This is a genomic window from Chromobacterium sp. W521 (genome assembly GCF_052805975.1).
In genome coordinates this window covers 282,919-299,446 of the sequence record NZ_JBRBAF010000001.1, presented here as the reverse complement: position 1 = coordinate 299,446, position 16,528 = coordinate 282,919, and the positions used below count along the sequence as shown (strand labels likewise).

Sequence of the window (16,528 nt, the reverse complement as noted above, 5' to 3'; positions counted from 1 at the left end):
ATGGCAACTGTTGCTCTAGCTAAAGAGAATATCAAGACAAATAAAACAGACCTCACTAAATCAACTGTTGTTGTGCCTGTGTGTCATGACTGTGGCTGTGATTACGGTGAAATTATAAGATGCACCAGGTATGGATCGACATACGGGCCTGTTTATGACGGAGAAATGCCAATCGATCAGTTCCCAGGCTGGGCAGGCATGGTGAAGGATGGCGAAGTTACCGAGTCAGAAAAACGAATAATTTTTATAATGTCTGCCAACGAAGGGAATTTAGATACGGTTCAGGCTTATGATAGTGAAACATTAACAGCAGGAGCAATGCAGAAAACAATAAATCCAAAAGGCTCTGGTGAGTTTCCTGCGCAGGTTGCTGACTTTAAAGAGAAGCATCCGGATCTATATAAGTCCCTCTTTGAAAATTGTGGTTGGACGATAGAGGGAAATGGTCCAGCCACCCGTAAGATGTATTATAGTGATAATGAATTAACTGGGGGTGCCAAGTTAACAGGTGAGGAGCTAAAAAAGCTGTTGCGTGACTCAGGGAAGTTTAACAAAAAAACTTATTCAAAAAAAGAAAATCAAGAATTCCGCCCGCTGGCAGCAATTATAAAAGCAATTAAACACGAGTGCTTTTTGGAGCATCAAGTTCGGGATTTTATAAAACGACTTAGGTTGGTAGTGAACTTAAAAATTACCGATGGGAAAATTGTTGGCAAGGTTTCTGATTATTTTAAATCTGATTTTGGTAGGGCGGTCGTACTTGATCAGCACGTAAACCGGCCTGGTTATGTGGAGGCGGATATAAAATCTGCAGTTCATGCTTACATAGCAAAACATCCTAATGTGAATCCAGACCCTGCTGCATGGGGTGGTAATCACACAAAAATAGAATCTGGTGTTTTGGAAATTTATGGCAATGCTAGACGGGGGACGGATATGCCTAAAAGGTTCATAAAGCTAAAGGGGAAGGTATGAGGAAAGTAATATTATTTGCTGCACTTCTGACTGGCTTTAATGCTATTGCAAGGGCAGAGGCGATACCGGACAGCCCCTTATTTATAGGTAAATTAAAGATATCAGATAAGTTACTTGCAAAGCTGGCGCATCGCAATTTTGATAATAAGCTTTTCATAAAGAAAGGGCAAAAAAAAGAGGATATACTAAAATTCCTTGGCGAGCCTTACAATTTGGAAGATGTATCAGGAGAGAAAAGCAAAATTCTAAACCTTACCGTTTCGACATATGGCATACTTGATGATCCAAATAATGGAAAAAGCTATCATGATGTGGCGAGTTGTATTTTTGTCGAGCGAAAAAGTGGGTGTGTTCTTTATTCGGGGAGTATTAACCTTTGTGCAGGGCGTTGGGATAATGAGGAATCATGGGTAACAGACGAAGGGGGGAAAGTAGATTTTTTGGAGTTAAGAAATTCCGTTTTGGCGGGCAATGATGAAGGTAAAAATCCAGAGAATCATGCTAGGTGTGCGCGCCCGTAGGGACTGGTTCCGGTCCTATTTATAGAGTTTTGAGGAGCGAGTTAAAACATGCCAAAGGAATGGCATTTTTGGGGAGCCAAGCAGGCCTCGTTGGGATAGGAAAATCACTAGGTTAACATTGCTCAGCCCAAAGAGGAGTCGATTGAAAAGCTGGAACAGACTAAACCCTCTGCTACTGAAAACGGGGGGGCGTCGGAATGAAAACACCGCTTCGCAACATTGAAGCGGTGTTCTTATTACGCTGCGCGACTAGCTGTCTAACTGCCTATGCGCTCCGCCAAACGCAGCTGGCAGGCGGTGGCTAGCTTCACCAGTTCCGCCTTGGTGGCCGGTATTTTGCCGGGCGGGGCGATCAGCTCCGCCATGCCGCTAAGCGTGGAGACGCTGCTGTTCAAGCCGATCAGTCTGCCGTGCGGCCAGCGCTGCTGGTTGTTGGGCGCGTGATCCAGCGTCAGCACCCATCGTGAATGCAGCCACGGGCCGGGTTCGCGCAGCACGGTTTCCAGCACAGCGCGGCTGACCTGTTGCGCGGCCTCCGCGGCGAGGGCGAGCGCCAGGTGCAGGGCTTCCGCTGTGCCAGCCGCGGCGGCCTGATGCAGCAAGGCCGGGCGGGTTTCCTCCTGCCACCAGCGCCGCAGCCGCAGTGCGCCCTGTTTCTTGATGCGGCGGAACACCTCGTCCAGCTCGCCTTCGGACAGGCATAACACCGGCTCCGCCTCACCCGCCAAGCGAAAGGATTGTCCCAGCGGCTCGCCCAAGGCCTGCTGCAAATCCTTCACCTCCAGCTTCATGGACGCAGCCACCTCCGCCGCGACAAACCAGAACCCCTCCGGCCGTCGCAGCACCCGCATGGCCAAATCCTTGGCGAAATCCAGCCGCAGCGGCGTGTTCACTTGCTGATCGATAGCCGCATTCATGGCCGAGCCTCCCCAGTGGGGCGCGCAAGCCGCGCTACCAAAAACGCACGACGATACGCGGCGCGCAGGCGCAAGCAGGCATGAGATAGATGGCGGGGAGAGTAAATAAGGGGAGGGGAAACGATAAGACGAGCATCCATAGCGATGTCTCCAAACGGCTTTGCCCGACCAAGCATTGCGAGCGCAAGGGCGCGTTGAGATGCAATGCATGGGCGTATTGAACAACCACGGCTTTCGGGCGTGGGCCACCGCTAACGGAGGTGTGTTGAGCACCGTATGAAAATGTAACAGCTAATTGCGTATCTGAAAACCCAGTATGAGGAAATTGGTGGTTTAGAAGTCAATCATCAGCTAATTTTTCAGATTCCATTTTTGATTTGATAAGCGCTGCAGTTTCTGCTCTTGATTTGGTGGACATTATTGCTGTTAATGCCATTAGTGACTCAAGTGTGAACCGTCTGTAGAATTTTACGAAAGCCAGATAAAATAAATAGGATGCTATGAATGAGGATAGTATACATATAAGATTTAGCATTGAGAAATGTAGGATTTTTATGTCACTTAGCAAAAAAATCTTAATATTTTTCATGGGAAGGACAAGTGTTAGTAGACTTGCCAGTAGTGAAAATGAACGAAGTAATCCATATATTGCTACATAATTTTGAGTTTTTCCAAAGTGATTTGCTGAATGTTCAGTTATGTAATGATAGATTAGACGGTGAATGTCACTATCTTTTCCTGCGGTATAGTTTTCTATTCCTTCCAGTTTTAACATTTGATCGATCTTGATTTTTATCGTACTTGCTAAAAAAACATCCAATTTTTTAGCATACAAACTTCTTATGCTTAGTTTTTTGTCCAGCGCAATATCTGTGATGTATATTGGTAATATTGTCAGTGCAATCAATCCTCTGAGTTTTTTTCTCTCAGATTTTAATTCTTCTTCCTCAATATCTAAATAATTTCTGAACTTAACATTTCCAAGTAAATACTCTGTTGGATATCCAATTGTTCGTATCGAGTAATGCTCGATTGTTATGGAGGATAGATAGTTGAAAAGATGGCCTGCGACGTATGAGGTGATGGCAATGTTGGCCAGTTCAGATGCATTGGCATTGTTTATGTTTAGTGATGGTATTTGATCGATAGGTAGGAAAATTGAGAGGCAGAGTTGACAAAGTAGTAGCGAGGCATAGCCTGGGATAAGGTATCCTAGAAAATCATACAATGAGAATGGGTTTTGTTTTGGCATCTTATCAGTACCTTGTTTGTGTTTTCACTAGTTGATTTTTGTGAATTTTAGATGCGGGAATGGATAATTCCAGAAATAAATGAAGTCTAGGTATTTTTACTAGGTTTGAATAGTGGCAGAGAGTGTGGGAGCTCGTTTTGAGCTCAGATGGATATTAAATTGATGGGTAATGGGGGGTGTCTAAAATAGATGTAACGGGATGTAGCGTGACTATTTATTGCATTAAAGTTAGAGCCGAATCAACGTGCCTATATCCCCTTTAGCGCAAGCCGACTTTCGAATCAGACTTGAGGTTTTAAGCTGCCGGTTGTTCGATGAGGGGCGGCGGTAGTGCCCCGCTAGTTCCGGCAGCTCCCCGAGGCTGGTTTGAAAGACGTGGTTTCGCAGCGCTGTAGGGGCGGCCTGGGGTTGCAAGGGGATTGGCCGTGCAATTCCCTTTCCCATTTGCCGGGCGGAACCTGCATGTAAAACATCATCACGAGTGCATGGGTACTAGTGGCAACAATTGTGATGAATTTATTTTTTTCTCGGGAGTGTAATTTTCTGTCTCTATTTACATTGATGGTAATAGCTGCGGTCTAGTTTGATTGACTTTCATCAGGGCTTTCTTTTGGTGCAACAGGAGGCTTTGCTAGGAGGCTTGAAGTAATTGATTTTGATTTAAATCTGTATTTGTGCATCATGCCAGAGATGTGTGATTTCAGTAGGTCCATTTTTAAGCGAATGCGATTTTCGTAAACTTCTTCTTTGGTCATTCCAATATTGTCTGATTCGGAATCCGATATATCTTTGGCAATAATACTTATTTGAGCTAAATTCCTTCTTCCTTCGTGAAGGTTAATAATTTCTCTGCTAAATATTTGAATTATTTTTGCGCAGGCTGTAATTATTGCTGTTGCTGTAATTACATAAGGGATTCTGGATGAGAATAAGGCAATTAAGTCTATTTGCTCTCTTTGGAATCTGAATGTTAAATCTACTGCGCCACTTAAAAGCTGATATGCAATTGCACATGTGATAATAATAGGGAGGGAGATTACGAGTAAGTAAACTAATTCTTGTTTTTTTGTTTGGGCTATATATGCGGCAAAATCTTCAGTGAATAGATTTACATTTTCATTGAGCTCTTTTAATTTTGCCTCTTTTTCTACGATGGTTGTGTTTAGAATGGATAGCTCGCTTTGAACTCGCTCCCTTGCAGAATTTATTGCCTCATGTCTCGCTTCGGCGGACTTTAATTCTGCTTGCGACCCTTCTATTGATTTTATTGTATCTGTTTTTTGCAACTCTAGATCTTTTATTTCTTTTTCTAATTGCTTAATTTCTATTTTGTTTTTTTCTAATATTTCCTCTGATTCTATTGTTTGATTTTTTATGTCGGATAGGTTGTTTGTGGAGTCTTGCTTCTTGTTTTCTAAATCTTCAACGGCCGAGCGAATTTCAGAAATCAAATCTTCTTTTTTTTCTTTTATCCATGCTGACTCATGAAGAAACGATTTGAATGATGCTTCTAGCTCCAAAAAATCAAGTGCAGTAATTCCTGTGAGTGAAATTTGGGTAATGCTTTTTGATAATATGTATGTCTCGGGCGGGGTTATGCTAACTTCTGTGACAAATGAGTTAATGGGGTATGCGATATGGTCGTGATTGTTCGTTGTATCTGTAGAGTAACGAATTTCTTTTCCGAAAACTGGGTTTCTCGCAGATACTTTAACCCCCTTCAGACCTTGTAGATTTTTTACTTGTATAGATAATTTTCTGCAATATATTGGCTCTTTAAATGAAATGGTTAATGTTGAGTTCTTTATGGATATGTATTCCGATTCGTCGGCGTTGTTGAGGATTTTTAATATTTTTCCTTTGTTTGAAATTAGATTAATTGGAATAGGGGTGGTTATGTCATTGAGACTTGATTCTATTTCAGTTATTTTGTTGCATATAGAATCGGATTTTTCGTTAATTTTTTCGTTTGTCATTTTTTGATTCCTAAAAAAGGGCCAGTGATGGCCCTTGGTTTTACAGGATCAATCCCAGCTCAGCGCCCCGCCAGTCTGGTATTCCGTAACTCGCGTCTCAAAGAAGTTCTTCTCTTTCTTCAAGTCAATCATCTCGCTCATCCACGGGAAGGGGTTGTTCACGCCGGGATAGAGCTGGTCCAGGCCAATCTGCTGCATGCGGCGGTTGGCGATGAAGCGCAGGTATTCCTTGAACATGCTGGCGTTCAGGCCCAGCACGCCGCGCGGCATGGTGTCTTCGGCGTAAGCGTATTCCAGTTCCACCGCGTGCTTGAACAGTTCGGTGATCTCGGCTTTGAAGCTTTCGGTCCAGATTTCCGGCTGTTCCAGCTTGATGGTGTTGATCAGGTCGATGCCAAAGTTGCAGTGCATGGACTCGTCGCGCAGGATGTATTGGTACTGTTCCGCGGCGCCGGTCATCTTGTTCTGGCGGCCCAGCGCCAGGATTTGCACAAAGCCCACGTAGAAGAACAGGCCTTCCATGATGCAGGCAAACACGATCAGGGATTTGAGCAGCTTCTGGTCGTTTTCCAGCGTGCCGGTCTTGAAGGCCGGGTCGCACAGTACGTCGATGAAGGGAATCAGGAATTCATCTTTGTCGCGGATAGATTTGATTTCGTTGTAGGCGTTGAAAACTTCGCCTTCGTCCAGGCCCAGGCTTTCCACGATGTATTGGTAGGCGTGGGTGTGGATGGCTTCGTCAAAGGCCTGGCGCAGCAGGAACTGGCGGCATTCCGGGCTGGTGATCTGGCGGTAGGTGCCCAGCACGATGTTGTTGGCGGCCAGGGAGTCCGCGGTCACGAAGAAGCCGAGGTTGCGCTTGACGATGCGCATTTCGTCTTCGGTCAGCTGGCCGGTTTTCCACTGTTCGATGTCGCGCTGCATGTTCACTTCTTGCGGCATCCAGTGGTTGGCGCATTGGGCCAGGTATTTTTCCCATGCCCATTTGTGTTTGAAGGGCACGAGTTGGTTGACGTCGGTGGTGCCGTTGATCACTTTTTTGTCCACCACGTTGACGCGGCCGGCGGCGTTGGCGCCCGCGGAGGGGGCGGCCGGTTTGGTTTCGATGGTGTCGTCAAAGTTCAGCATTAAGGGCTCCTGTTTGGATTTATTCCGCGTCCGGCGCGGTGATTTGGGGCGGCAGCGGCTGCTTGTCGCCAGCCAGGCTGGGGCTGAGCGGCAGGCTGCTTTTGCGCAGTATTTGTATCTGGCGCGGCGCGGCGACAAGTGCCGGCACCGGGTCCAGGTCCACGTGCAGGCTGCCCAGTTTTCGGTAGCCTGCGTCTTTGCCATGTTCGCCATGGCGGGCGATACAGAATGCGGTAGCGCTCATGAGCGGCGTCCTTTCAGAAGCGCAGCTGTTGGCTGAGGCGGTGGATTAGCTGGCGTTCGCTGCTTTCCTCCTGCTCCACCTGGCTGCCGCGCGGCTGCCGCAGCTTCAGCAGCTGGCGATATTGCCGGTTGGCTTGTTCTATGTCTTGCTTGAGCAGCTCTATTTGCTGCTGCAGTTCTTCCGGCTGGCAGTACACCACCAGCGCGTCCGCTTCCACCCAGGCTTTGCGCCACACTTTCTGGCGCGGCAGGCGGCGGGCTTCGTTGAACAGGTCCTTCCATTCGCAGGGCGGGGCCTGGTTCAGCGTCAGGTACATATTGAACAGCACAAACTGCTTGTCGGGGTTGTGGGTTCTTTGTTCGCAAAACCCGTTGATCCGGATATTTTCAAACGCTTGCATCTGACCTCCTGCTGAAGCCTTGCTGGTGGCGGCGGGGCCGTGGGCCTCGTCTTCCTGGAACCCGCTCAACACCCGCCGCGCTCGCTTGCTTGGTCTTGAGCTGCTTCGTCCGTCCGCATCGCGGGCCGGTCGGCGTTTCCATCCCGAAGCCGCCTGAGGGCAAGCGGCTTGAGGCTGGGGTTGCCGTTTACTGCTGTGGCGCGTCCTGGTACTGCACCAGGCCGTAAATCTTCCACTGGCCGTCCACCCGTTTCAGGTGGTAGCCGGTGCAGTATTCCCAGGCCGGCTGGTCCTGGCGCTGTACGGTCCAGCGCACGCGGGCGCTGGCGGCGTCTTCGCCAAAGTTCAGCACGCTGTCCAGTTGATGACTGGCGCTGATGAAGCCCTGGCTGCGGTACCACTCCAGCAAGGCGGTGGTGGTGTCGCGCAGCGATGTCATGTCGTCCCAGCTGCTCAGGTCTCCCTGATGGATGGCAGTGAAGGGCACGGTGAAGTGCGCGGTCACTTGGGGCACGTCCAGCTGGCTGTAGCCCACTGCGTAGCTGTTGAAAAATTCTTCTATATTCATCCGGTTTCCCCTGGTTTTGCATGTGTGCTGCGTCCGCTGCCGTTACGGTCTGGCGCGGTTTGTTGCTGCGTTCCCCATTGGCCAGCCGTCTGAGCGGGCAGGCGGCTGGCCAATGGGTGGGGCGGCCGGATTGTGGGGCCATTTCACAGCCTGCTGCGGGCAGAGGGCTGTGAGATGGAGCCTGGCCGGGGCCAGGCTAGACCAGCCCCGAGGGGCCGGCCGTTCAAGCCAGGATGGCTGCTTCCGCCTTATTGGCAGCTCTCGCAATCCGGGTTGTCAATGCTGCAGAACTTGGCGTCGGTGGCCGGGGTGTTGTCCACCACGGCTTCCGGAGCCGCGGCCGGTTGGCTGTGGCTGTTGGACACCGCGTTCAGTTCGCCGCCGCGACCGGTGGATTTCTCGGCGCTGGTGGCGGCCAGGGTGCGCAGGTAGTAGGTGGTTTTCAGGCCGCGCAACCAGGCGTGCTTGTACAGCTCGTCCAGTTTCTTGCCGGAAGCGCCCGCCATGTACAGGTTCAGGGACTGAGCCTGGTCGATCCACTTTTGACGGCGGGAGGCCGCTTCCACCAGCCAGCGCGGGTCCAGCTCGAATGCGGTGGCGTAGATGGCTTTCAGTTCGGCCGGCACGCGGTCGATCTGGCCCAGGCTGCCGTCAAAGTATTTGAGGTCGGCCACCATCACTTCGTCCCACAGGCCGGCGGCTTTCAGGTCGCGCACCAGGTATTCGTTGGTGACGGTGAATTCGCCGGACAGGTTGGATTTGACGAACAGGTTCTGGTAGGTCGGTTCGATGCTCGCCGACACGCCGATGATGTTGGCGATGGTGGCGGTGGGCGCGATGGCCAGGCAGTTGCTGTTGCGCATGCCGTGGGTCTTCACGCGTTCACGCAGCGCGTTCCAGTCCATGCGTTCGCTGCGGTCCACTTCCAGGAAGCCGCCGCGTTCGGCCGCCAGCAGGTTGATGCTGTCGTGCGGCAGGATGCCGCGGTCCCACAGGCTGCCCTTGTAGGACGGGTAGCGGCCGCGTTCTTCCGCCAGTTCGGTGGAAGCCCAGTAAGCGTAGTAGGCCACCATTTCCATGGATTCGTCGGCAAACTCCACCGCGGCGTCGGAGCCGTAGGGCACGCGCTTCTGGTGCAGGCAGTCCTGGAAGCCCATGATGCCCATGCCCACCGGACGGTGTTTCAGGTTGGAGTTGCGCGCCTTCTTCACCGGGTAGAAGTTGATGTCGATCACGTTGTCCAGCATGCGCAGGGCGATGCGGATGGTGCGCTGCAGTTTTTCGGAGTCCAGGCTGCCGTCTGCCTTCAGGTGGGCGGACAGGTTGACGGAACCCAGGTTGCAGACCGCGATTTCGTCCTCATTGGTGTTGAGGGTGATCTCGGTGCAAAGGTTGGAGCTGTGCACCACGCCCATGTGCTGCTGCGGGCTGCGGATGTTGCACGGGTCCTTGAAGGTCATCCAAGGGTGGCCGGTTTCAAACAGCATGGTCAGCATTTTGCGCCACAGGGACAGCGCCGGGATGCGCTTGTACACCTTGAGCTCGCCGCGCTCGCCCATGGCTTCGTATTCCTTGTAGCGCTTCTCGAAGGCCGCGCCGTACAGGTCGTGCAGGTCCGGGGCTTCGGACGGGGACAGCAGGGCCCAGTCCGCGCCTTCCATCACGCGCTTCATGAACAGGTCCGGAATCCAGTTGGCGGTGTTCATGTCGTGGGTGCGGCGGCGGTCGTCGCCGGTGTTCTTGCGCAGCTCCAGGAATTCTTCGATGTCCGCGTGCCAGGTTTCCAGATAGGCGCAGACGGCGCCTTTGCGCTTGCCGCCCTGGTTCACCGCCACGGCGGTGTCGTTGACCACTTTCAGGAACGGCACCACGCCCTGGGATTTGCCGTTGGTGCCCTTGATGTGGGAGCCCATGGCGCGCACGGAGGTCCAGTCATTGCCCAGGCCGCCGGCAAACTTGGACAGCAGGGCGTTTTCCTTGATGCCTTCGTAGATGCCGTCCAGGTCGTCGGCAATGGTGGTGAGGTAGCAGCTGGACAGCTGGCTGCGGCGGGTGCCGGAGTTGAACAGGGTGGGGGTGGACGACATGAAGTCGAAGCTGGAGAGCACGTTGTAGAACTCGATGGCGCGCTCTTCGCGGTTCACTTCGTTCAACGCCAGGCCCATGGCCACGCGCATGTAGAAGGCCTGCGGCATTTCGATGCGGGCGCCGTCCACGTGCAGGAAGTAGCGGTCGAACAGGGTTTGCAGGCCCAGGTAGCCAAACTTCAGGTCGCGGTTGGCGTCCAGCGCGGCGCCCATTTTTTTCAGGTCGTATTCGCCCAGTTTTTCATCCAGCAGTTCGGCGTCGATGCCTTTCTTGATGAAGGTGGGGAAGTACAGCGCGTACTGCTTGGCCATTTCTTCCTGGCTGACGGCTTCGCCCAGGATTTCCAGGCGGATGTTGTTCAGCAGCAGGCGGGCGGTCACGTAATCGTAAGCCGGGTCCTGCTCAATCATGGAGCGGGCGGCCAGGATGGCGGATTTGTTGACTTCGTCTTCGCTGACGCCATCGTAAATGTTCTTCAGGGTTTCGCTGAGGATGGCGTCGATATCGATGCCTGCCAGGTTTTGGCTGGCGGATTCGATGGTGGCGCGCAGGCGGGCCACGTCCAGCGGCAGCTTGCGGCCGTCTTTGCGCACCACGTTGATCTGCACCTGGGTCAGGGCTTCGCCGCGGGCGGCGCGCTCTTGGGAGCGCTGTTCGCGGTACAGCACGTAGGCGCGGGCTACATCATGCTCGCCAAAGCGCATCAGAGACAGTTCCACCTGGTCCTGGATGTCTTCAATGTGGATGGCTCCGCCTTCCGGCTTGCGGCGCATCAGGGCGCTGGCCACTTGTTCGCTCAGCTGGGCGACTTTTTCGCGCAGGCTGGCGGAGGTGGCGCCCTGGTGGCCCATGACCGCCAGGAAGGCTTTGGTCATGGCGATGGAGATCTTGACGGGTTCGAACGGCACCACCGCACCGTTGCGACGGATGGTTTTGTACTGGCTGAAATCGGCTTTGGGCGCGGCTGCGCGGCCGAGTTCTGCGGCGGTCTGCCCTTCAAAGGTGGTCAATTGCATGTAGCCCTCGATAAGGTGGGTGGTTGCGTCCTTCCGTTACTGCGTTTCCCATGGGGCAGGCCGGCTGTGGACAAATCTGTTGAAAAGCTGTGCGCGAGCTGTGGGTAAACACAATATGTATTGTTTGTAGCTCGCGGAACACCCAAATTCTAGTGTTGAGTATGGGGCAGTACAAGTCTTGACAGCGGAAGATTTAATGGCTGTTTTGGAGAGGATGGGGGGCGAAAGCCCGTGGTTGCTGGCTTTGCGGGGCGTGAGATTTTTTTTGGCCGGCCGACACATTTCATTCTGTAGCCAAGAAACCTTGTTGAAACAAGCCGCAGCGCAGTGAGCGGCGCGGGCCACTAGATGTTGTGGATTTGCATCATGGCTCGGGCAGTGCTGAGTTGGAGGAAAGTGGTGCGTAATTGGTGTGTTGGGTTTTTGGCCTGTCTGACCGCGCAATCAATGAAAAGCCCCGCGCGCGGCGGGGCCTTGGGGAGGATGTCTTGGAACCTGTTCACGATCTCGCGAGCTAAGGCAAGACAAGGCGAAAACGGCTGAGAAAGCGGAATGTACGTGTGGTACATGAGCATTTCGAAGCCGGTTTCAACGCTGTATCGCCGACGCACAGCAGATCGTAAACAGATTCTTACTCCAGCCAGATCAGGCTGGCCATGCGGCCGGTCTGGCCGTCGCGGCGGTAGGAGAAGAAGCGAGCTCGGTCTATCACCGTGCATTCCTCGCCGCCGTAGATCTGTTCCACGCCGGCGGCGTTCAGGCGCTGGCGCGCCAGCGCGTAGATGTCGGCCAGGTATTTGCCGTCGCCAATGTCGCTGAAGGCGGCCGCGGCGGCCGGGTTGCGTTCCATGAAGGCGGCGCGCACTTCCGCGCCCACTTCAAAGGCATCCGGGCCGATGGCGGGGCCCAGCCAGGCCATCAGCCGCGCCGGGCGCTCGTTGCAGGCGGCCACGGCGGCTTCTATTACGCCGTCGCACAGCCCGCGCCAGCCTGCGTGGGCGGCGGCCACTACGGTGCCTTCGCTATTGCACAGCAAGAGCGGCAGGCAGTCCGCGGTCATCACCGCGCACACCGTGCCGGGCTGGCGGCTGAAGCTGGCGTCGGCGTCCGGGGGCTGGGCGCCCACCTCGGTCGCGTTCAGCACTGTCACGCCGTGCACCTGATTCAGCCAGGCCGGCTCCGCCGGCAGTTGTTGGCGCAGCAGCGTGCGGTTGGCGGCCACGGCGGCCGGATCGTCGCCCACGTGCAGGCCCAGGTTCAGGCTGTGAAAGGGCGCGGCGCTGACGCCGCCGTTGCGGGTGGTGATCAGGGTGCGCACATTGGGCGGCGCCGGCCAGTCGGCCTCCAGCCAGTCCGGCGCTTGCTTGGCGGACAGCTCAGCGGACATAGATTACCTCCACGTCGCCGTCATCTTCTTCGTCCTCATCGTCCCATTCTTCGTCTTCCGCCTCGTCCAGCAACTGCGGCATCGGTGCGGCGTCGGCGGTGTCGCCGTCTCCGCGCAGCACGTCCAGCAGGTGGCGCAGGTCGTCCGGCAGCGGCGCTTTCCAGTTGCGCTCCTCGCCGCTGGCCGGGTGCACCAGGGTCAGCGAGTAAGCGTGCAGCGCTTGGCGGCCCAGCGCCTTGACCGCTGCGGCGATGTCTTCGTCCATCTTGTGCCGCAGGTTGCCGTAGATCGGGTCGCCGGCCAGCGGGTGGTTGGCTTCGCGCATGTGCACGCGGATCTGGTGGGTGCGGCCGGTTTCCAGCTTGCACTCGATATAGGAGTGGCTGGCGAAGCGCTCCAGCACCCGCACATGGGTGATGGCCTGTTTGCCGCCAAACTTCAGCACCGCCATTTTCAGGCGGTTGTGCGGGTCGCGGCCCATCTGGGTTTCGATGGTGCCGTCAAACGGCACGTTGCCGTCGGCGATGGCGCGATAGATGCGCTTGACGGTGCGCGCCTGCAATTGGCGGACCAGTTCGGTCTGGGCCGGCAGCGTCTTGGCCACCACCATCAAGCCGCTCGTGTCCTTGTCCAGCCGGTGCACAATGCCGGCGCGCGGCACTTGGGCCAGCGCCGGGCAGTGGTGCAGCAGGCCGTTGAGCAGGGTGCCGCTCCAGTTGCCGGAGGCGGGGTGCACCACCAGGCCGGCCGGCTTGTTGATCACCAGGATGTGGTCGTCTTCAAAAATGATGGGCAAGTCCATGGCTTCCGGCTGGAAGGCCATCTCTTCGTTGCTGCGCATCAGAGTGACATCCAGCTTCTCGCCCCCCAGCACCTTGGTCTTGGGCGCGGCGGTTTTGCCGTCCAGCAGCACGTGGCCATCTTTGATCCATTGCGTAAGGCGGCTGCGCGAGTATTCCGGCATCAATTTCGCCAGCGCGGCATCCAGCCGTTCGCCGCCCAGCGACAGCGGAACATCAAGTTGTTGTGTAGCGGATATCTCGTTTTCCGAGATGTCGCTATAATCGTCCGGGTCAAAGTAAGGATCAGTCATGAAAAGATACGTTGTCGCTGCAATGTTGGTGATGGGGCTTGCCGGTTGTGCAACCACGGAAACCTACGATGAGACTCGCGGCTGGACCGTGGAAAAGCTGTATTCGGAAGCGCATGATGAGTTGAACAGCGGCAATTATACCCGCGCTGTCAAGCTCTACGAAACGCTGGAAGCGCGTTTCCCTTACGGGCGTTACGCTCAGCAGGCGCAGATGGACCTGGCTTATACCCATTACAAGGATAACGAGCCGGAGCAGGCCATCGCCTCCGCCGACCGTTTCATCAAGCTTCATCCCACCCATCCAAACCTGGACTACCTCTATTATCTGAAAGGCTTGGTGTTTTACAACGATGATTCCGGCTTGCTGGCCAAATGGGCCGGCCAGGACATGAGCGAGCGCGATCCGCGCGCCGCGCGCGAGGCCTTCACCGCCTTCCGCGAACTGGTGACGCGCTTCCCCAACAGCATTTACAAGGAAGACGCCTCCAAGAAGATGGAGCGGCTGCTGGACGCGCTGGGCGGCAACGAGATGCACGTAGCCCGCTATTACATGAAGCGCGGCGCTTACCTGGCCGCCGCCAACCGCGCCCAGGGCGTGGTGAAGAACTACGCCAACACCAAGTACCCGGAAGAGGCGCTGGGCATCATGGTGGCGGCTTACGACAAGCTGTCCATGCCGCAACTGCGCGACGACGCCAAGCGCGTGCTGGCGCTGAACTACCCCAACAGCGAATACCTGAAAGAGGGCTGGTCCATTGAGGACATGCCGTGGTGGAAACTGTGGAAGTAAGCTGGCCTTGAATGGTTTGAAAGCCCCCGGATTCCGGGGGCTTTTTCTTTGATGCCGGGCAAGTTGCGCGGGGCCATGGTTTGAGGGTAATGCTTTTGGGATGATAGGATCTCAAGCTTTAAGCCGATAATCATAATTAGTCATGTCCAAAACCTTCGCTTCCCTGTTGGTGCTGGCCGCCTTGTGCGCGCCGGTTGCCGCCGCCGCAAAGCCAGACCTCGTCCTACTGAAAGAGCGTTACCCGGAAAAGCTGTCCTACGACGGCTCGGCGCAACTGCTGAGCGCCGGCGACGGCGAACTGAACGATTCCGTCATGGGCTTGATTGATGCGCTCAAGCTGCGTTTCCCTTGGCATGAGCTGTGGGCGTTGCGTTCGGCCAACGGCTTGACCTTGCGTCAGGGGCGAACGGAGGCGGCCTTGCCTTTGCCCAAGGGCAGTTATTTCACCACCAGCTATGTGGCGATGTCGCGAGACGGCCTGACCTTGGCTTTTGGCACTGGCCGGGACGGCAAACTGGAGGCTGTGCGCTGGCGGCGCGGCGGCGCGCTGGAGACGCTGGTGCCTGCGGGCCAAGCCTGGCTGTCCGGCGTCACAGATATCAGCGCCGACGGCCGCACGGTGATTGGCTGGCTGCTGAGCGACGAAAAAGCGATGCTGCGTGGCTTCCAATGGGTGGAGGGCAAGGGGTTCAGCTTGTTGCCGGAACCCATGAGCCTGCCGCTGGCGCTGAGCGCGGATGGGGCGGTAACGGCCGGTCTTGCCTTGCGCGGCAATCTGGACATGCTGCGGCGGATGCGGCGGATGCAAGATTTCATGAACGAAAGCCCGCTGATGAGTGATGGCGAGGTGACTAAGCTGCAAGTTTCCGGCGTCCATCCGGGGCGCGGGGATGTGGCCGGCTACTTCAAGCATGCCGACACCGGCGTTTGGCACGGCTTTGTCTGGAATCCGGACGAGGGCAAGCCAAGCCGGCGCGAGCCCTTGCCGTGGCCGGCCTCGGCGGAAGGCAAGGTGGGTGACGCGCAACGCGACGCGCAAGTGCTGGCCTGGGCCGGCATGAGCGGCGAGGATGCCAATATCTTCACGGAAAGCGACGCCGTGCGTTGGCGTGCGGGCGAGGGAGTCAGCGTGATCCGCGCCAAGTCCGTGTTGGAAGGCTTGTCCGCTGATGGGCGCACGGTTTTTGTGTCCTTTGACAGGGAGGGCGACCATCGCCGCGCCTTCGTGCAAGTCTCGCCGGAGGGCGAGGCGGATCTGGAGGCTGTGGTGCGCGCGGAAACCCGCAAGGAGAGCCTGGGGATGTTCTTGCGCTCGGTCTCCGAGGATGGCCGCTACTTATGGCTGAACTCGTTCACGGCAGACGGGACGTTCCCGCTGCGCTTGGAAAACGGCAAGCTGGCGCCGTTCTCGCCGGTGATCGGTGATCTGACGTTGACCGCTTTTAGTCAGGACGGCCGCGTGGTGGCGGGTACCTCCACCCAGCCGGAGCAGGGCGGCTACGCCACTTTACGCTGGCGTTTTGGCGCGCCGAAGACACAGCGCCTGTTCTGCCCGGGCGAGGAGCGGAGCAGCAGCCATATCGTCATGTCCGGTGATGGCAAGGTGGTGGCAGCGGGTCAGGAGAGGCACGGCAAGGTGCATACTTGCCTGTTCGGGCCTTTGGATTAAATGACAAGGCCCCGCGGAAACGGGGCCTTGGAGCGCGGGTTCCAGCGCTTGCCGGTGGACTTAGATCGCCTGCTCGTTGGTTTCGCCGGTGCGGATGCGCACCACTTGCTCTACCGGGGTGACGAAGATCTTGCCGTCGCCTATCTTGCCGGTGCGGGCGGTGGCGACGATGGTTTCGATGGCGCGTTCCACCAGGTCGTCCGGCAGAATCACTTCCACTTTCACCTTGGGTAAAAAGTCCACCACGTATTCGGCGCCGCGGTAGAGCTCGGTATGGCCCTTTTGGCGGCCAAAGCCCTTGACCTCGGTAACGGTCAGGCCGTTGATGCCCAGTTCGGACAAGGCTTCGCGCACCTCGTCCAGTTTGAACGGCTTGATCACGGCTTCAACCTTTTTCATGCTGGAAGCTCCTTGCTGATGAGATGAAATGCTATTCGGATGAGGGTTATTTTATTAAGCGGCGGGCATCCGGGCAATTAGCCGCTTAAAACAAACAGTGAATTG

15 protein-coding genes are annotated in these 16,528 nt (G+C 55.4%); 4 read left to right on the top strand and 11 right to left on the bottom strand.

Annotated elements, in window-relative coordinates; genetic code table 11:
- On the top strand, window positions 1-975 hold the full coding sequence (locus ACUXV1_RS01485) for a hypothetical protein (RefSeq protein ID WP_446014288.1): 975 nt from the start codon (window positions 1-3) through the stop codon (window positions 973-975).
- Window positions 972-1,496 (top strand): hypothetical protein, encoded by a 525-nt coding sequence (locus ACUXV1_RS01480; RefSeq protein WP_446014289.1) that lies wholly within the window; start codon window positions 972-974, stop codon window positions 1,494-1,496. Before ACUXV1_RS01485 ends, ACUXV1_RS01480 begins: the two co-directional genes overlap by 4 nt.
- Before the next feature lie 257 nt (window positions 1,497-1,753).
- On the opposite strand, the gene ACUXV1_RS01475 is transcribed toward ACUXV1_RS01480, so the two are convergent.
- From ACUXV1_RS01475 to rluD, 10 genes are all read right to left on the bottom strand, one after another.
- Window positions 1,754-2,413 carry a hypothetical protein gene (locus ACUXV1_RS01475; protein ID WP_446014290.1) on the bottom strand — a complete coding sequence of 220 codons (660 nt, stop codon included), beginning with the start codon at window positions 2,411-2,413 and terminating at the stop codon, window positions 1,754-1,756.
- 340 nt (window positions 2,414-2,753) lie between these two features.
- The gene (locus ACUXV1_RS01470; protein WP_446014291.1) at window positions 2,754-3,665 is read right to left on the bottom strand and encodes a hypothetical protein; all 912 of its coding nucleotides are present in this window, start codon (window positions 3,663-3,665) and stop codon (window positions 2,754-2,756) included.
- Between the two features lie 578 nt (window positions 3,666-4,243).
- Complete coding sequence (locus ACUXV1_RS01465) at window positions 4,244-5,641, bottom strand: hypothetical protein (RefSeq protein ID WP_446014292.1); 1,398 nt, start codon at window positions 5,639-5,641, stop codon at window positions 4,244-4,246.
- Between the two features lie 48 nt (window positions 5,642-5,689).
- A complete protein-coding gene (locus ACUXV1_RS01460; RefSeq protein WP_048410338.1) occupies window positions 5,690-6,769 on the bottom strand; it encodes a ribonucleotide-diphosphate reductase subunit beta in 1,080 nt (359 codons plus the stop codon).
- 19 nt (window positions 6,770-6,788) lie between these two features.
- Window positions 6,789-7,013 (bottom strand): hypothetical protein, encoded by a 225-nt coding sequence (locus tag ACUXV1_RS01455; RefSeq protein WP_019102820.1) that lies wholly within the window; start codon window positions 7,011-7,013, stop codon window positions 6,789-6,791.
- Between the two features lie 13 nt (window positions 7,014-7,026).
- Window positions 7,027-7,413 (bottom strand): hypothetical protein, encoded by a 387-nt coding sequence (locus ACUXV1_RS01450; RefSeq protein WP_043631350.1) that lies wholly within the window; start codon window positions 7,411-7,413, stop codon window positions 7,027-7,029.
- 187 nt (window positions 7,414-7,600) lie between these two features.
- Entirely contained in the window at window positions 7,601-7,981 is a 381-nt protein-coding gene (locus tag ACUXV1_RS01445; RefSeq protein WP_114153462.1) for a hypothetical protein, read from the bottom strand.
- A 248-nt stretch (window positions 7,982-8,229) separates the two neighbouring features.
- The gene (locus ACUXV1_RS01440) at window positions 8,230-11,085 is read right to left on the bottom strand and encodes a ribonucleoside-diphosphate reductase subunit alpha (protein WP_446014293.1); all 2,856 of its coding nucleotides are present in this window, start codon (window positions 11,083-11,085) and stop codon (window positions 8,230-8,232) included.
- Window positions 11,086-11,716: 631 nt separating this feature from the next.
- A complete protein-coding gene (gene pgeF, locus ACUXV1_RS01435) occupies window positions 11,717-12,472 on the bottom strand; it encodes a peptidoglycan editing factor PgeF (protein ID WP_446014294.1) in 756 nt (251 codons plus the stop codon).
- On the bottom strand, window positions 12,462-13,565 hold the full coding sequence (gene rluD, locus ACUXV1_RS01430; RefSeq protein WP_081555151.1) for a 23S rRNA pseudouridine(1911/1915/1917) synthase RluD: 1,104 nt from the start codon (window positions 13,563-13,565) through the stop codon (window positions 12,462-12,464). Before rluD ends, pgeF begins: the two co-directional genes overlap by 11 nt.
- Here rluD and ACUXV1_RS01425 point away from each other — a divergent pair.
- Together ACUXV1_RS01425 and ACUXV1_RS01420 are read left to right on the top strand one after the other, a co-directional pair.
- Window positions 13,564-14,355, top strand: coding sequence for an outer membrane protein assembly factor BamD (locus ACUXV1_RS01425; protein WP_043631366.1), 792 nt, complete (start codon window positions 13,564-13,566; stop codon window positions 14,353-14,355). The two genes, rluD and ACUXV1_RS01425, sit on opposite strands and share 2 nt — an antisense overlap.
- A gap of 142 nt (window positions 14,356-14,497) precedes the next feature.
- Window positions 14,498-16,024, top strand: coding sequence for a hypothetical protein (locus ACUXV1_RS01420; RefSeq protein ID WP_446014295.1), 1,527 nt, complete (start codon window positions 14,498-14,500; stop codon window positions 16,022-16,024).
- A 60-nt stretch (window positions 16,025-16,084) separates the two neighbouring features.
- On the opposite strand, the gene ACUXV1_RS01415 is transcribed toward ACUXV1_RS01420, so the two are convergent.
- Window positions 16,085-16,423: a P-II family nitrogen regulator gene (locus tag ACUXV1_RS01415; RefSeq protein WP_019100167.1), complete on the bottom strand. Its 339-nt coding sequence runs from the start codon at window positions 16,421-16,423 to the stop codon at window positions 16,085-16,087.
- Window positions 16,424-16,528 lie beyond the last annotated feature (105 nt).

What these genes read in the sequence shown, in the direction of transcription:
- ACUXV1_RS01445 (WP_114153462.1), bottom strand. Translation starts at nt 7,981, where the DNA reads ATGAATATAGAAGAATTTTTCAACAGCTACGCAGTGGGCTACAGCCAG.
- ACUXV1_RS01480 (WP_446014289.1), top strand. Translation starts at nt 972, where the DNA reads ATGAGGAAAGTAATATTATTTGCTGCACTTCTGACTGGCTTTAATGCT.
- ACUXV1_RS01460 (WP_048410338.1), bottom strand. Translation starts at nt 6,769, where the DNA reads ATGCTGAACTTTGACGACACCATCGAAACCAAACCGGCCGCCCCCTCC.
- ACUXV1_RS01450 (WP_043631350.1), bottom strand. Translation starts at nt 7,413, where the DNA reads ATGCAAGCGTTTGAAAATATCCGGATCAACGGGTTTTGCGAACAAAGA.
- pgeF (WP_446014294.1), bottom strand. Translation starts at nt 12,472, where the DNA reads ATGTCCGCTGAGCTGTCCGCCAAGCAAGCGCCGGACTGGCTGGAGGCC.
- ACUXV1_RS01455 (WP_019102820.1), bottom strand. Translation starts at nt 7,013, where the DNA reads ATGAGCGCTACCGCATTCTGTATCGCCCGCCATGGCGAACATGGCAAA.
- rluD (WP_081555151.1), bottom strand. Translation starts at nt 13,565, where the DNA reads ATGACTGATCCTTACTTTGACCCGGACGATTATAGCGACATCTCGGAA.
- ACUXV1_RS01420 (WP_446014295.1), top strand. Translation starts at nt 14,498, where the DNA reads ATGTCCAAAACCTTCGCTTCCCTGTTGGTGCTGGCCGCCTTGTGCGCG.
- ACUXV1_RS01465 (WP_446014292.1), bottom strand. Translation starts at nt 5,641, where the DNA reads ATGACAAACGAAAAAATTAACGAAAAATCCGATTCTATATGCAACAAA.
- ACUXV1_RS01470 (WP_446014291.1), bottom strand. Translation starts at nt 3,665, where the DNA reads ATGCCAAAACAAAACCCATTCTCATTGTATGATTTTCTAGGATACCTT.
- ACUXV1_RS01415 (WP_019100167.1), bottom strand. Translation starts at nt 16,423, where the DNA reads ATGAAAAAGGTTGAAGCCGTGATCAAGCCGTTCAAACTGGACGAGGTG.
- ACUXV1_RS01475 (WP_446014290.1), bottom strand. Translation starts at nt 2,413, where the DNA reads ATGAATGCGGCTATCGATCAGCAAGTGAACACGCCGCTGCGGCTGGAT.
- ACUXV1_RS01440 (WP_446014293.1), bottom strand. Translation starts at nt 11,085, where the DNA reads ATGCAATTGACCACCTTTGAAGGGCAGACCGCCGCAGAACTCGGCCGC.
- ACUXV1_RS01485 (WP_446014288.1), top strand. Translation starts at nt 1, where the DNA reads ATGGCAACTGTTGCTCTAGCTAAAGAGAATATCAAGACAAATAAAACA.
- ACUXV1_RS01425 (WP_043631366.1), top strand. Translation starts at nt 13,564, where the DNA reads ATGAAAAGATACGTTGTCGCTGCAATGTTGGTGATGGGGCTTGCCGGT.